Here is a 14,484-nt window from a genome sequence, read left to right as displayed (position 1 = left end):
ATGTCTCCGTGCCAACGTACACATCGTGCCAATTTGCAAGGAGACGCTGCCATGGAATGGCTCATCCCGGTTTTGATCGTTGTCGCACTCGTTGCCATCGTGGGTATCTACCTCTGGTCGACCTACAACTCCCTCGTAACGCTCAACGTGCGCGTTGACGAAGCTTGGAGCGACATCACGGTGATGCTCAAGCGTCGTGCCGACCTGCTGCCCAACCTGATCGAAACAGTCAAGGGCTACGCGGCGCACGAGAAGAGCGTGTTTGAGAACGTGACCAAGGCCCGTGCCGAGACGCTGTCTGCCCAGGGCCCGGCCGACGCATCCGCTGCTGAGAACCACATGCAGACCGCGCTGAAGAGTATCTTCGCTGTCGCCGAGGCATACCCGCAACTGCAGGCCAGCCAGAACTACCTGCAACTGCAGGGCGCGATCGTCGACACCGAGGACAAGATCCAGGCCGCTCGCCGGTTCTACAACGGTGGCGTGCGTGAGATGAACACCAAGATCAAGGTGTTCCCGAACCACCTGTTCGCCGTCAACCTCGGCTTCACCGAACGCGAATTCTTCGAGGTGGCCGATTCCGCAGCGATTGCGGAGCCGCCTCGCGTGCAGTTCTAAGGGAGCGCTTCGATGTACAGCGCGATAGCGAAAAACAAACGCAACACTGTTTTTATCATGATCCTCTTCTTCGTGATCATCGCCGGGCTCGGCTGGCTGGCCAACGCTGTCTACGGCAGTGGCGGGTACGGCATTCTCATTGCCACTGTCGTCATCACCGCCCTGTACGTCATCATCCAGTACTACGCAGCGGGTCGCCAGGCCATCTCCATGAGTGGCGGCATCAGGGTCAACAGCCAGTCCGATCACCCCAGGCTGTGGCGCATCGTCGAGAACCTGTCGATCACGACCGGCACCCCGATGCCCGAGGTTTACATCATCAACGACCCGGCACCGAACGCGTTCGCCACTGGCCGCGACCCGAAACACGCGATCGTCGCCGCGACCACCGGACTGCTCGACATCATGGACGATTCCGAACTCGAGGGCGTCATGGCCCACGAGATCGGCCACGTGCGCAACTACGACATTCGAGTGTCAATGGTCGTGTTCGGCCTCGTTGTGGCGATTGGGTTCATCTCCGATATGTTCCTGCGCATGGCGTTTTTCGGCCGCAGCAACAACAGCAATGGCAACCCCGTCGTCATGGTGTTCGGCCTCGTCGCCATGATCGTGGCTCCACTCATCGCGACCGTGGTGCAGCTCGCCATCTCCCGCCAGCGCGAATACCTGGCGGATGCCACGAGCGCGTTGACGACGCGGCACCCGGACGCCCTCGCCTCGGCTCTGGCTAAACTCGGCCAGTACGGTCGCCCGATGCAGAAGCAGAACAGCTCGATGGCGCACCTCTGGATCTCCGACCCGCTGAAGAAGGGCGCCATGGGCAAACTGTTCGCGACGCACCCGCCGATCGAAGAGCGCATCGAGCGCCTCACGGCCATGGGCCGCAAGTTCTGAGCCCGCTGCCGCTGCCCGTAACGCAGCGTGACCACGTGCGGCGTAGCCCAAAACGCTAGCGCGGGATTTTCAGCCAGGTCATGCCACGCAGCTCGATGCAGAACCGATCGCGTGTCTGCACGATGGTCATGAGCACGTCGTCGCAGTGGGCGCAGCGAACGACGAAAGTGTCGGGTTCGCCGTAGACCATCGCACGCGCGAGAACCGAGACGTCACCGCATCCGGCACAGCGAGCAGATGCCGTGGTCGGGTCGAACGTGAACAGGTCAGACAGCGGGCCCGCGAGGGCGTTCCCGTCGACGTGCTCGGTCACTACGCGCCTCCGAACCGTTCGGTCTTGACGCGGTTCGGTTCATGCCCGAGGGCGACGAGGGCGCTCGCGACGGTCTCGACGAATCCGGTCGGCCCGCACACGAACACCGTCGGTGATAGAGCGGCCGGAAAGCCATGAGCCTCCAGGTCTGCGGCAGTGATGCGTCCAGCCGGCCGGGACCATCCGCTCGGCGCACCGCGAGTGAAGATCCAGGTCACCTCGAGGTTGGCAGAGGGGGACTCGAGTTCAGCGCGGAAGAATGCATCTAGCGGCGTGCGCACCGAGTAGAGCAGTCGGAACGGGGCCGTACTGCCGGATGCCTCGTGCGAGCGGATCATCGCCATCAGGGGAACGATCCCCGAGCCGCCGCCGATGAGCTGCACGCTCTCGGTCTGTTGCGGCGTCCAAACAAACCAGCCACCCAGGGGGCCGCGCAGCTCGAGTTCGTCGCCCTCGCGGAGCGTGTCGACCAGGTAGGGCGACACCTCACCGGTGGGCAGGCGATCGACCGCGAGCTCGATGCGGTCACCGGCACCGGCCGAAGCGACCGAATACGATCGAACCGCGGTGTAGCCATTCGCGGCCGTCAGCCGCACGTCGGTGTGCTGACCCGCGATGTTGTCACCCCACCCCGGAACGTCGATGGTGATGCTGCGGCCGGACGCGCTCTCTCGCCGGATCGAGGTCACGACGCCCACCTTCCAGTTACCGATGCGGCCGTCCCTGGCCTCACTCGTGCCCGTCACCAATAGCGCTGTTCGAGCCAGGGATCGCCATACATGTTATAGCCGTTCTGCTCCCAGAACCCGGGTTCATCCTGGCTCTGCATCTCGAGGCCGTGAATCCATTTGGCACTCTTCCAGAAATACAGGTGGGGGATGAGCAGTCTCGCCGGACCACCGTGCTCCGGATCGAGCTTGGCACCGTCGAACTCAAGGGCAATCCAGGCCTGACCACCCAGCAGATCGGCCAGCGGAACATTGGTTGTGTAGCCACCGTAGGAACGTGCCATCACGTATTCATCGGTCGTTTTCACGGTCGCGAACAGGGTGTCGAGAGAGACGCCCCGCCAGCTCGTGCCGAGCTTGGACCAGCGAGTCACGCAATGGATGTCGGTGTTGATATCCTCAACCGGCAGCGCGTGCAACTCCTCCCAGTTCCAGGTGTGCAGGGTGTCCGAGTCCGTGCGGATGCTGAACTGCCAGTCGACGGTGTCGATGTGGGGAGTAGGCCCGGAGGACAGCACCGGGAAGTCGGCGGTCAGGTACTGACCGGCCGGAAGATCGGGGTTTACTTCGCCACCGCGACCGACGAAGCCACGAGAAATGACTGCCACGGGATGCTCCTTCGGTTCCTGTCGAGAATAGCAGAATGCGCCCGAAATCGTGTTCCGCGAGCCGTCGCCAACTGCACCGATTGACGCTGGCCATCGACCTGCACTGGCCTTCGGCGGAAACGAAAAGGTGCCTAGTCCAGCTCCGCGGCGAGCCCCGCCGCGAGGTTGCCGCGCGGCACCACGACGATCTCGTCGAGCCCCTGCCAGGCGGCGGCCTCCCGCAGTACGAGTGCGAGCCGAGCGGCGGCATCCGCTGGTGACGCGGGTTCGGCCCAGGCTGATTGCACCCGCAGCACGCCAGCCTGCCGGTCGTTCTTGAGGTCTACCCGGCCGACCACCGTATCGCCGAGCAGAACCGGCAGTGAGTAGTAGCCGAACACGCGCTTGGGCTCCGGCGTGTAAATCTCGATGCGATAGTGAAAATTGAACAGGCGCAGGGCACGGGCCCGTTCCCAGACCACCGGGTCGAACGGTGACAATACCGTCTGCGCGTCCATGCTGCGCGGCAGGCGGGCGCCCTGGTGTATCCAGGCCGCCCCCGGAGTGCCCCTCTGTCCCCAGCCGGCCACCTCGACCGGGATTAACTCGCCGGACTCTTCGAGATCGCGGATCGCGACCAGGGTCGGCGCCGACTTCAGCCGAAAGTAATCGGCGAAGTCTTTCATCGTGCCGATGCCGTGGGCGCGGGCCGATCGGCTGACCAACTCGCGGTGGGCATCCGCTCTCGAAATGCTTCGGCCGAGCAGGTCGGGGGAGAAGACCTGCTCGGGCAGGGCGTAGACCCGCTCAAAGCGGATGCGTCCGGCACTGACCACGTCGCCCCAGCGGAACAACGTCTCCAGTCCGGTCTTCACGTCGGACCAGCCCCACCACGGGCCACTGCGTCTATTGGCATCGTGCTCGATCGCACTCGCCGGCAACGGCCCGTTGGCGGCAAGCTCGGCCAAAAGCCAATCGAGCATCGGACGGTTGGCGTGCGACCAATCGTCTGTGTTGTGCGCCGAGCGGTCACGAAAATGCTGCATCCGCCAGTGGAACAGCGGCCACACCTCGACCGGCAGAAACGATGCCTCGTGCGCCCAATACTCTGTGAAGCGAGCCTCGCGCCCGGTGGTCAAACGGTCGAGCTGAGCCTTGTCGTAGGCACCGAGCCGACTGAATGCCGGCATGTAATGGCTGCGTTCGAAGACATTGACCGAATCGATCTGCAACAGCTCAAGCCGGTTGACGAGGCCGGTGAGCTGACGGATGCCGACCGCCGTATCGGTGCGCGAACCGAACCCCTGCGCGGCCAATGCGATACGGCGCGCCAACGCAGGGGAGATGGTCTCTGGCATTGCCTTGATTCTAGCGGTCGCGGTGAAACACCCGGTTCTCTCTCCTGCTTCCCGTCCTGCGCCGCAACCTGTGCGATTGGCCGGGCCGATCTAGAATGAGCGGGTGAGCGAATCGACGGGCAATCCAGGCACGCGGGCCCAGCTGCGGCTGCGGCGCCGACGTTCAGCCGTTGGCGCGCAGGAGCGTTCTGATCAGTCTGGATCCGAGCTTGTCGCTGCGCCGGTCGAGCTGGTAGCCGCGACGCCTGCCCTCAATGGCGTCGATGAGAACCTGCCGGCCGGCATCCGCTTGGCTGGAGCCTGGTCGTGGCGGCTGATTGTGATCGCCGCGGCCATTGCCATTTTGATCTTTCTCATCATTCAGCTGCGCCTCATAGTCATTCCCCTGCTCGTTGCCGTACTCGTGTCGGCCCTGCTGATTCCCTTCGTAGCCTTTCTGGTACGGCACCGCTGGCCGAAGGGCCTCGCCGTCGCCGTCGCGATGCTGGGTACGCTGGTGCTTGTCGCCGGACTTGTCACGCTGGCATCCACTCAAATAGCCGAGGGTACTGTCGGTTTGAGCGATCGCCTCGCCGCGAGTTTTGACAGTCTCAAATCGGTGCTCGCTGCGTCTCCCCTGCAATTGTCGGATGCCGAGATCACCGACTACCTGAAGCAGGCCTGGACCGCGATCCAGAATGACAGCGCCGTGTTCATCAGTGGTGCCCTCTCGGTGGGAACCACCCTCGGGCACCTGCTCACCGGGCTGTTGCTCGCGTTGTTCAGCTTGCTGTTCATCCTCATCGACGGCAAAGCGATCTGGGGCTGGATCGTACGATTCTTCCCCCTGCGCGCCCGCGCTGCTGTCGACGGCGCCGGCATCGCCGGTTGGACCACGCTCGGCAACTTCGCCCGAGTACAGATACTGGTCGCCTCCATCGACGCGGTCGGCATAGGTCTCGGCGCCGCCCTGCTCGGGGTGCCGATGGCCATACCAATCGGCATTTTGGTGTTTCTTGGCTCGTTCATTCCCATTGTCGGTGCCGTCGCCACCGGTTCCGTCGCCATTATTATCGCCCTGATCTTCAATAACTGGGCCGTCGCCCTCGCCATGCTCGGCGTCGTACTGCTCGTGCAGCAGGTCGAAGGGCACGTTCTGCAGCCGCTGATCATGGGAACAGCCGTCAAAGTGCATCCGCTGGCCGTCGTACTGGTGGTCGCAGCTGGAGCCCTGCTCGCTGGAATTCCCGGAGCCCTGTTCGCCGTGCCCGTTGCCGCCGTGTTGAACGCGATGACCAGCTACATCGCTGGCGGCCGCTGGCGCTCGAGTCCGCCGGCGACGATGCCGTCGAGGGGTTCGGTGCTGTGGCAGACCGTACCGCAAAGCCGACCGGGCTACCGTTCCGGCCCTGCGCCAGCCCGTACGGCCCGGGTGCGTCCCCGCAGCATCCGTACCCCTCGTGGCGGATCCGCCCGCAGCACGCCCTCAGGGTCCAGCGCGCCTGACGCCCAGCACGATAGTTCGGAGAACTAAGACATGCCAGAGACCACCCTTCTCGCACCCACCCTCGCGGAATTCGAGGCCGCACGCGCGGTTGTCGCCCGGGTCGCCGATGTGACCCCCATGGAGAGCTCGCGCTACCTCGCGGACGTGTTGGGAGCGCCGGTCTACCTCAAGTGTGAGAACCTGCAGCGTACCGGTTCGTACAAAATTCGCGGCGCCTACAACCGACTCTCAAAACTGACCGATGAGGAGAAGGCTCGCGGCGTTGTTGCGGCCTCGGCGGGCAATCACGCCCAGGGAGTGGCCTTCGCCGCCCGCGAGTTGGGCATCAAGGCCACCATCTTCATGCCGGTCGGCGTTGCACTGCCCAAGCTCTCAGCCACCCGCGACTACGGCGCCGAGGTCATCCTGCGCGGTACAACGGTCACCGAACCTTTGCTCGCCGCGGCCGAATATGCCCGCGAAACCGGCGCCATCCTCATTCCGCCGTTCGATCACGCGGATGTCGTCACCGGTCAGGGCACGCTGGGCCTGGAAATCCTCGATCAGGTTCCGGATCTTGAAACGGTCATCGTTCCCATCGGGGGCGGCGGACTGATCTCCGGTGTGGCCAGCGCGCTCAAACAGCGTGCTGCGCGGGACGGGCGCCGCATCCGCGTGATCGGAGTACAGGCGGAGAACGCCGCCGCCTACCCGCCCTCCCTCGAGGCCGGAGAGGCCACGATGATCAGCATCCTGCCGACCATCGCTGACGGTATCGCCGTTGCCATGCCGGGACTGCTCAACTTCGAGATTGTGCGCGACGCCGTCGACGAGATCGTCACCGTGAGCGAAGACGACACCGCGCGGGCGCTGCTCGTGCTGCTCGAACGCGCCAAACTCGTCGTTGAACCCGCCGGAGCAGTGGCGGTCGCCGCCATCCTGGCCGGCAAGGTCACTCCGACCGGGCCAACAGTAGCCATCCTCTCGGGGGGCAATATCGACCCGCTGCTCATGCAGCGCGTGATTAGCCACGGTCTCGCGGCGTCGGGACGTTACCTCACGCTGCGCATCATGCTGCCGGACCGCCCGGGCCAGCTGGCCCGCATCTCAGAATTGCTCGCCGAGGCCACCGCTAACGTCATCGAGGTGCTGCACACGCGGCACGGGGCTGGACTGCGGATCAGCGAGGTCGAACTCGATGTCAGTGTCGAGACCCGGGGGCCCGAGCACCGCCAGCACGTCGTCGACACCCTGCGGGCAGCCGGCTACGACCCGCAGATCGACTAACCGCCCACGTACCGGCGCGCGCCACCGGTTGGCGCATAACTCCTGCAATTCGAGATAGTTCGCAAACGGATGCCCGGAATTCCGGGGAACTTTTCTGCCGCGGCTGCGGATTGCAGGAGTTGCGGTCCGGGGGCCTGTAACCGGGTACGGGTGCAGGTCGACGACCGGGTACGGGTCAGGCTCCGGTGAAGGTTTCCACGTTGGAGATGTGGACGGAAATTTCCTTGCCGTTCGGTGTTGTGTAGCTCGTCTTCGCGCCAACCTTGAGTCCGATGATGGCTGCGCCGAGCGGGCTCTGCTCGCTGAACACATCGAGGTCGCTGTTGGCGCCGATCTCGCGGCTCCCGATTAGAAAACGGCTCTCGTCGCCAGCAATGATGGCGGTGATAACGGTGCCGGGAACGACGACGCCGTTGCTCTCGGGAGCATGGCCGACCTCGGCGGTGCGCAGCAGCACGGTGAGAGTGCGGATGCGCGCCTCCATCTTGCCCTGCTCTTCTTTCGCCGCGTGATAGCCGGCGTTCTCCTTGAGGTCGCCTTCTTCCCGGGCGGACTCGATCTTCTTCGCAATATCGCCCCGACCGAAGTTACTCAGTGTCGCCAGTTCCGCTGCGAGGCGGTCGTGGGCCTCCTGAGTTAGCCAAGTGACCGTTGTGTCTGTAGTCACGAGTGATCTCCTTTTTGACGCTCGAGCGCAGAAAGGCCGGTGAGGCTGCGCGAATAGAGCCGAAACCCCGACGATTGCCGAGGCGAATACGTCAGTTTAGGTCAGCCAGCACTGGTAAATCAAACCCGTGTTACTGAGGTCGGTGGTGCGCAGAACCTCGGTGAAGGACCGGTTGTACAGCGTCGATGGCGGCAGATCGATGATCTTCCAGCCGACTACGGAATAGCTTTCGTTGAGCGCCTGCACCGCGCAACTCGCTGTACGATTCACCGGCAGTGCCACCTCGAAAGTCACGCTGACACTGTGCTCGTCGATAATGGTGTGGCCGATATCGCGGGCTTCGATTTGAGTGGATGCCCCGTCCAGACCGGTCCACAGCACCCACGCCCCCAGCACCAGCACAAAAATGCCGCCCAGTCCCCAGAGGGTTCGGCGGTCCCGTCGCTTGCGCGCGGGCGTGCGACCGTAGCGTGATTGGATCACGGGGCTCTCGATCGGCGCTGGGGCCGCCGAGACCTCCGATTCGTCGAGACGATCGGGCCCGCGGCTCGCCTGGACTCCGGTGGGCGTGCTGTTTACGGGCACTGGTGATTTCACACTTTCCATGGAGCGATTAGGCTGGTCTCTAGGTTATCTGGCCTAAGGTTATCTGGCATTCCTGAGGAGTATGGTGACGCTGCGATTGATGGCTGTGCATGCCCATCCCGACGATGAGTCGAGCAAGGGCGCGGCTACGTACGCCTACTACCGCAGCCTCGGCGCTGAGGTGCTCATTGTGAGTTGCACCGGTGGCGAACGCGGCAGCATTCTGAACCCCGCGATGGACGGCCATGCGATGGCCGAACGGGACATATCCGGACTGCGTCGCCTGGAGATGCAGGGCGCCCAGCAGGCGCTCGGCGTGCAGCACCGCTGGCTTGGCTTCGAAGATTCCGGCATGAACGAGGATGAGTCTGTGCCGCCGAACTCCTTCGCCGACATTCCACTGGAGTATTCGGCCGAACCCCTCGTCACTCTCGTGCGTGAGTTTCGCCCCCAGGTGCTGATCACCTATGACGAAAACGGCGGCTACCCGCACCCAGATCACATCCGCTGTCATGAAGTCTCCCTCGAAGCATTTCGCGCGGCCGCCGACCCCGACCGGTACCCGAGTTCGGGAGCGCCCTGGCAGATCGACAAGCTCTACTACGACCGCATCTTCAACCTCGAGCGCATCGATGCGATGTACCTCGCACTCAGCGTGGCCGAGCCCGATTCTCCGCTTCTGGAACCCCTCCAGGCGGCGCGGGAGCGCATGGAGAATTATCCCAAGCTCGCCACCACCCACGTTCCGGCCGGAGATTTTCTCGACGTACGCGATGCAGCCCTGCGCTCGCACGCAAGCCAGGTCTCGCCAGACAGCAGCTTCTTTTTCTGGCCCAATGATCTGGTACGCGAGGCCTGGCCATACGAAGACTTCCAACTCGTCGAATCGAAAGTAGACATCGCCATGCCCGAATCAGATCTCTTCGCCGGAATCGAGGATGCATGATGACCTCCTTGATCTCCGTCGTGCTTGCCGTCACCCCGACGCCGGACCCCGACTTCGACCCGAACACGGTCACCCCGGGTGTCGTCGGGTTTTTGGCTATTTTCTTCGTCGCGGTGGCGACCGTGCTGCTGTGCCTCGACGTGGTTCGGCGCATCCGTCGCACCACCTACCGTGCGGAGATCAAGGAACGACTCGACGCCGAACTGGCGGCGCGCGACGCCGACCCGGACGCACCGAAAGACGACAAGCGCGAGTAGTCGCGCGCCGCCCGCTACGGGTAGAGCGGATGCGTGGCGATCAGCAGTATCGCCGCAAAATGACACAGGAACGCCACGACCGTCAGGGTGTGGAAAATCTCGTGGAAACCGAACACGCCCGGCACCGGGTTGGGCTTCTTCAGCCCGTAGACGACCGCGCCGACCGTGTAGCAGAGTCCGCCGATCAGAATGAGCGTCATCATGGGGGCGTTGGCCTGAAAGAAGTCCACGATGAACAACAGCGCGCCGTAGCCGAGCACCAGGTAAAGCGGTACGTACAGCCAGCGCGGAGCGTGGATCCAGAACACGCGAAAGATGATGCCAAGCCCGGCGCCGCCCCAGACCAGCCAGAGCAGGAGCGTCGCTTTTTCCGGCGGCAGCGCGAGCACGGTGATCGGCGTGTATGACCCGGCGATCAGCAGGAAGATGTTGGCGTGATCGATGCGCTTGAGCAGGATGCGGGTGCGCGGCTGCCAGTTGAAGCGGTGATACAGCGCCGAATTGCCAAACAGCAGCATCGAGCTGAGCACGAACACCGCAGAGCTGATCTTGGCAGCTGACCCCTCGGCGAGCACGAGCAGCACGATGCCGGCCACGATTGTCACCGGAAAAGTTCCGGCGTGAATCCAGCCGCGCCAGGTCGGTTTGACGTCCTCCGGATGGTCGTCAGCCGCCTCGATCAGTGGCAGATTGGGGATATCGTGCTCGGTGGCCATGCTGCAAGGATACGACAGGGCGCGGCCGGCGTGCCGCGAACGCTCGACGGAGTGGACTAGCGTAACTGTGTGCAGAAACCCCAAGTCCCCTCAGCGCGCGGCCTCCTCTACAGGCTGTATCAGCGCCGACTGAGGCGCGGACTCACGCCGGAGCACCTGCCCCATCACGTCGCCATGATCATCGACGGTAACAGGCGCTGGGCCAGGCAACTGGGGTTTCAGACGGCTGCGCACGGGCACCGAGCCGGGGCCGCAAAGATGCGCGAATTTTTGGAATGGTGCGACGACCTCAAAATTTCGGTCGTCACCCTGTACCTGCTTTCCTCCGACAACCTCACCCAGCGGCCCGCTGATGAACTCGCCGATCTGATCGAGATCATCGCGGACCTGGCCGAAGAGCTCTCGCACTATCGCAATTGGCGGGTGCAGCAAATGGGGTCCAAGGCCGGCCTGCCTCTTCCGCTCGTCGCAGCGCTCGATGCGGCGGATGCCCGCACCAGCGACTACAAAGGGCTACACGTGAATCTCGCGGTCGGCTATGGCGGGCGCACGGAGATCACCGACGCCATGCGCAGCATCGTCGCCACCCACCACGCGCACGGCGGCACGCTGGAGGACCTCGCGGAGACCCTCACGCCCGAGCTGATCGGCCAGCACCTCTACACCGGTGGTCAGCCCGACCCCGACCTCGTTATCCGCACCTCGGGCGAGCAGCGGCTAAGCGACTTCATGCTGTGGCAAAGCGCGCACAGTGAGTTCTACTTCGTCGAAGCTCTCGGACCCGACCTGCGTCAGATCGATTTTCTGCGCGCCCTCCGCGATTTTTCCCGACGCCAGCGGCGGTTCGGCGGCTAGTCGAGGTCATGGGGTGTGATCAGTAGGGGGAATATTTGTTTGACAACCGATTGGACCCGTATGACTTCGCTCCAGAACTTCACCGATGGCTTTCGCAACGAGCCCGGTTACCTCGACTTCGGTCGGGTCGGCCCGCTCTCGGAGGTCGTCATGGCGGAGACCCTCGGCCAGAACGAGGTCCTGTCCCGTGCCCGGTTCGGCAGCCTCGACCACCTGGCTGAGCAGGATTTGCGTGCCCGCACCGCGGTATCCGCTCTCACCGGTTTCACCCCAGACCAGATTGTGCTTCAGCCCAACACCAGCTCGGGCCTGATGCAGGCCATGTTCGGTTTGACCGGTTCCGTGCTGCTGTCGGCTGGCGACTTTCCCAGCGTGCCGTTTGCGGCGGTGCGCGCTGCTGAAACCCTGCACGTGGTCACCCCGCTGTGGTTGGAGACCGAACGAGGTCGCGTCACACCCGGCCAAATCCGTGACCAGCTCACCCCGGCCGTCGCGGCTGTCGCGGTGTGTCTCGTCGATTCCCGCACGGGCTATCGCGCTGACCTTGACGGTATCCGCCAGGTCATCGGCGATCGCCTGCTCATTGTTGATGCGATCCAGGGCTTCGGTGTCGTTGACGCAGCCTTGGAGGCAGCGGATGTCGTCGCTTCCGGTGGCCAGAAATGGACGCGGGCCGGTTGGGGCACCGGTTTTCTGGCCCTGAGTGAGCGGGCCCTCGACCGCCTCGTGCCGGTTTATTCCGGCTATGTCGGAACCGACACCGCCGAACCGTGGGACGAGGTCACCCCGCCCAGCCACAGCGCCAGGGCATTTCGGGTCACCAACGGTGACGCCATCGCGCAGGCACGGTTTGCGGCGGCGTTGGAACAGGTCGCTGATGTCGGCGTCGACGTCATCCAGGCAGCCATGAATGACAACGCCTCGCAAATAATCGAACTCGTCGACGAATTCGTCATCGACCTCGTCTCGCCCCGCGATGTCCGGGAGCGCGCGGGCATCGTCGTACTCGAACCGCCGGCGGAACTGCTCACCACACTCGTGGCGAGCCTGCACAACCACGGCATTACCGCTACCACGCGCGGCACCACCGTGCGGCTGAGCGTTCACGCGGCCCTCGCCCCTGACACGGTCACCATGCTGAGGGGGGCCCTCACCGCTTACGCCCTCACCGCCACGTACTAGCATTCCTGCGGTACAGACCGACCCATTTGCCTCAATAACAGGTGAACGACAGGTTTTCGTGGGCGTGTCGGGTTTCTTTTTGCCCCGGTAAGTCGTAGCGTCGCTTTCATCAGGTACGGCACCTGATCGAGACGGCCATATAAGTACGGCTCGAGAATTGCTTGATGGCCAGCTCGCCAAAGTGATCCGCGTCCGTGTGACGCAGGTGGGAGTGGCTGTGACCGCTAATCGAACCGACGTTAATGCGACTGACCGGGTGGCAGCATCCGCTTCGCAAACCGAGCGCACCTACGTGTTGGACACCTCGGTGCTTCTGTCAGATCCGAAAGCGATTTTCCGCTTTGCCGAGCACGCCGTCGTGTTGCCCGTGGTGGTGATCAGCGAACTGGAGTCAAAACGAAACGACCCGGAAATCGGGTATTTTGCACGGCAGGCGCTGCGTAACCTCGATGAGTTGAGGCTCAAGCACGAGCGCCTCGACTTTCCGATTCCCGTCGGCGAGGGCGGCAGCCTGCGCGTAGAACTGAACCACTCCAATATGTCGGTGCTGCCGTCTGGCCTGCAATTGGGCGACAATGATTCGCGCATTCTCGCTGTGGCCCTGAACCTGGCCAACGATGGCATGACCGTGACCGTCGTCTCGAAAGACCTGCCGCTGCGGGTGAAAGCCGCGTCTCTCGGCCTCGCCGCCGACGAATACCGGCACGAACTCGCCGTCGATTCCGGCTGGACCGGGCTGGACGAGATCACCCTCAGCGCCGAGCAGATGAGCGTGCTCTACGACAAGGAGATGCTCGACTCCCGCACGGTGCAGGACATGCCGATCAACACGGGCCTGGTTATCCACTCCGACCGCGGGTCGGCCCTTGGCCGGGTGACCAGCCGGGGAACGCTCAAGCTCGTGCGTGGCGACCGCGACGTCTTCGGCCTGCACGGTCGGTCGGCCGAGCAACGCCTGGCGATTGACCTGCTGCTCGACCCGGAAATCGGCATCCTGTCGCTCGGCGGTCGAGCCGGAACCGGAAAGTCGGCGCTTGCCCTCTGCGCGGGTTTGGAGGCAGTGCTGGAACGCCAGCAGTATCGCAAGATCATGGTCTTCCGGCCCCTGTATGCGGTCGGCGGCCAGGACCTCGGTTTTCTGCCCGGTGACCAGGGCGAGAAAATGGGGCCGTGGGCGCAGGCGGTCTTCGACACCCTCGGCGCCATCGTCTCGGAGAATGTGGTCGAAGAGGTGATGGAGCGCGGCATCCTCGAGGTTCTCCCGCTCACTCACATTCGCGGCCGGTCCCTGCATGACGCCTTCGTGATCGTCGACGAGGCGCAGTCGCTCGAGCGCAACGTGCTGCTGACCGTGCTGAGCCGCATCGGTCAGAACTCGCGCGTGGTGCTCACCCACGACGTCGCCCAGCGCGACAACCTGCGGGTCGGCCGCTTCGACGGCGTGGCCAGCGTGATCGAAACGCTGAAGGGGCATCCGCTGTTCGCACACATGACCCTGACCCGGTCGGAGCGCAGCGCGATCGCGGCGCTGGTGACGGAGATGCTGGAAGGCAACGAGGTTATGTAGCTCGGCAGGGGAGCGGATGCGTGTGGTCGCGTCGTCGCCGCTGGTGACCTCGAGGCAACAGGACATCCGCTCGCCTGGCCCCTTGGTCCAAGCGAGCCTGGAGTGGGCCGCAGCGGGGACTTGTCAGAAAACCCGTGACGACGGGGCAACGTGCTGCGCGGTCACCCAGTCGATTTCATCCGCGAGCAGGTCGATTCCGGTCGCCACGGGCACGTACCCCAGCTGAGTAGCTGCAGTTGTGTCGAGCACGATGGGATGAGCCGAGAGCCAGGGGTGCCGTCCCCGCTGCGGATCCGTCGTCGCTCCTCCGATGGCTCCCCTTCCGCCCAAAATTACCGCTCGCACTGATTCACTCCCTCGGCACCATCGCAGCCTCCCAAACATTACCGCGCGATATCCCCGAAAGCGGTTTGCGCTGAGGGACTCAAAATATCCACTGGTGGTGTGGAGCAGCCC

General features: G+C 63.9%; 17 protein-coding genes. 9 read left to right on the top strand and 8 right to left on the bottom strand.

Going from position 1 to position 14,484, the window contains the following annotated elements; all coding sequences use genetic code 11:
• Nucleotides 1-51 precede the first annotated feature (51 nt).
• Both E3T51_RS02685 and E3T51_RS02680 read left to right on the top strand, forming a co-directional pair.
• On the top strand, nucleotides 52-618 hold the full coding sequence (locus E3T51_RS02685) for a LemA family protein (RefSeq protein WP_092108227.1): 567 nt from the start codon (nucleotides 52-54) through the stop codon (nucleotides 616-618).
• A 12-nt stretch (nucleotides 619-630) separates the two neighbouring features.
• The gene (locus E3T51_RS02680) at nucleotides 631-1,515 is read left to right on the top strand and encodes a M48 family metalloprotease (RefSeq protein ID WP_104193038.1); all 885 of its coding nucleotides are present in this window, start codon (nucleotides 631-633) and stop codon (nucleotides 1,513-1,515) included.
• Nucleotides 1,516-1,570: 55 nt separating this feature from the next.
• On the opposite strand, the gene E3T51_RS02675 is transcribed toward E3T51_RS02680, so the two are convergent.
• The 4 genes from E3T51_RS02675 to E3T51_RS02660 form a co-directional block, all read right to left on the bottom strand.
• Complete coding sequence (locus tag E3T51_RS02675; RefSeq protein WP_104193037.1) at nucleotides 1,571-1,828, bottom strand: DUF6510 family protein; 258 nt, start codon at nucleotides 1,826-1,828, stop codon at nucleotides 1,571-1,573.
• Nucleotides 1,828-2,517: a ferredoxin reductase gene (locus tag E3T51_RS02670; RefSeq protein ID WP_241989136.1), complete on the bottom strand. Its 690-nt coding sequence runs from the start codon at nucleotides 2,515-2,517 to the stop codon at nucleotides 1,828-1,830. Before E3T51_RS02670 ends, E3T51_RS02675 begins: the two co-directional genes overlap by 1 nt.
• A 53-nt stretch (nucleotides 2,518-2,570) precedes the next feature.
• Complete coding sequence (locus E3T51_RS02665) at nucleotides 2,571-3,164, bottom strand: molybdopterin-dependent oxidoreductase (RefSeq protein WP_104193036.1); 594 nt, start codon at nucleotides 3,162-3,164, stop codon at nucleotides 2,571-2,573.
• 131 nt (nucleotides 3,165-3,295) lie between these two features.
• Nucleotides 3,296-4,501, bottom strand: coding sequence for a winged helix-turn-helix domain-containing protein (locus E3T51_RS02660; RefSeq protein ID WP_134527190.1), 1,206 nt, complete (start codon nucleotides 4,499-4,501; stop codon nucleotides 3,296-3,298).
• 103 nt (nucleotides 4,502-4,604) lie between these two features.
• Here E3T51_RS02660 and E3T51_RS02655 point away from each other — a divergent pair, with 103 nt between their 5' ends.
• Nucleotides 4,605-6,014 carry an AI-2E family transporter gene (locus E3T51_RS02655; RefSeq protein WP_241989135.1) on the top strand — a complete coding sequence of 470 codons (1,410 nt, stop codon included), beginning with the start codon at nucleotides 4,605-4,607 and terminating at the stop codon, nucleotides 6,012-6,014.
• A gap of 3 nt (nucleotides 6,015-6,017) precedes the next feature.
• The gene (gene ilvA / locus E3T51_RS02650) at nucleotides 6,018-7,253 is read left to right on the top strand and encodes a threonine ammonia-lyase (RefSeq protein WP_134527187.1); all 1,236 of its coding nucleotides are present in this window, start codon (nucleotides 6,018-6,020) and stop codon (nucleotides 7,251-7,253) included.
• Nucleotides 7,254-7,428: 175 nt separating this feature from the next.
• Here ilvA and greA read toward each other — a convergent pair whose 3' ends face one another.
• Together greA and E3T51_RS02640 are read right to left on the bottom strand one after the other, a co-directional pair.
• Nucleotides 7,429-7,920: a transcription elongation factor GreA gene (gene greA, locus E3T51_RS02645; RefSeq protein ID WP_134527184.1), complete on the bottom strand. Its 492-nt coding sequence runs from the start codon at nucleotides 7,918-7,920 to the stop codon at nucleotides 7,429-7,431.
• A 96-nt stretch (nucleotides 7,921-8,016) separates the two neighbouring features.
• Nucleotides 8,017-8,505 (bottom strand): DUF4307 domain-containing protein, encoded by a 489-nt coding sequence (locus tag E3T51_RS02640; protein ID WP_166806364.1) that lies wholly within the window; start codon nucleotides 8,503-8,505, stop codon nucleotides 8,017-8,019.
• Nucleotides 8,506-8,605: 100 nt separating this feature from the next.
• Between E3T51_RS02640 and mca the strand changes: the two genes are divergently transcribed.
• Together mca and E3T51_RS02630 are read left to right on the top strand one after the other, a co-directional pair.
• Complete coding sequence (mca, locus tag E3T51_RS02635) at nucleotides 8,606-9,451, top strand: mycothiol conjugate amidase Mca (protein WP_134527179.1); 846 nt, start codon at nucleotides 8,606-8,608, stop codon at nucleotides 9,449-9,451.
• Entirely contained in the window at nucleotides 9,448-9,708 is a 261-nt protein-coding gene (locus E3T51_RS02630; protein WP_241989134.1) for a hypothetical protein, read from the top strand. Before mca ends, E3T51_RS02630 begins: the two co-directional genes overlap by 4 nt.
• Nucleotides 9,709-9,722: 14 nt before the next feature.
• Here E3T51_RS02630 and trhA read toward each other — a convergent pair whose 3' ends face one another.
• A complete protein-coding gene (gene trhA / locus E3T51_RS02625) occupies nucleotides 9,723-10,424 on the bottom strand; it encodes a PAQR family membrane homeostasis protein TrhA (RefSeq protein ID WP_134527173.1) in 702 nt (233 codons plus the stop codon).
• Nucleotides 10,425-10,493: 69 nt separating this feature from the next.
• On the opposite strand from trhA, the gene E3T51_RS02620 reads away from it, so the two are divergent.
• The 3 genes from E3T51_RS02620 (at nucleotide 10,494) to E3T51_RS02610 (ending at nucleotide 14,028) form a co-directional block, all read left to right on the top strand.
• The gene (locus E3T51_RS02620) at nucleotides 10,494-11,279 is read left to right on the top strand and encodes an isoprenyl transferase (RefSeq protein WP_104193029.1); all 786 of its coding nucleotides are present in this window, start codon (nucleotides 10,494-10,496) and stop codon (nucleotides 11,277-11,279) included.
• 60 nt (nucleotides 11,280-11,339) lie between these two features.
• The gene (locus E3T51_RS02615) at nucleotides 11,340-12,461 is read left to right on the top strand and encodes an aminotransferase class V-fold PLP-dependent enzyme (protein ID WP_134527170.1); all 1,122 of its coding nucleotides are present in this window, start codon (nucleotides 11,340-11,342) and stop codon (nucleotides 12,459-12,461) included.
• A 217-nt stretch (nucleotides 12,462-12,678) separates the two neighbouring features.
• Complete coding sequence (locus E3T51_RS02610) at nucleotides 12,679-14,028, top strand: PhoH family protein (RefSeq protein WP_420898400.1); 1,350 nt, start codon at nucleotides 12,679-12,681, stop codon at nucleotides 14,026-14,028.
• A gap of 123 nt (nucleotides 14,029-14,151) precedes the next feature.
• Here the strand turns inward: E3T51_RS02610 and E3T51_RS02605 are convergent, their stop codons facing one another.
• On the bottom strand, nucleotides 14,152-14,373 hold the full coding sequence (locus tag E3T51_RS02605) for a hypothetical protein (RefSeq protein WP_134527168.1): 222 nt from the start codon (nucleotides 14,371-14,373) through the stop codon (nucleotides 14,152-14,154).
• Nucleotides 14,374-14,484: the final 111 nt, after the last annotated feature.

This window comes from Cryobacterium serini, from assembly GCF_004404025.1.
GTDB lineage: Bacteria > Actinomycetota > Actinomycetes > Actinomycetales > Microbacteriaceae > Cryobacterium > Cryobacterium serini.
The sequence above is the reverse complement of the archived record's forward strand: the minus strand, read 5'-3'. Positions and strand labels throughout refer to the sequence as shown.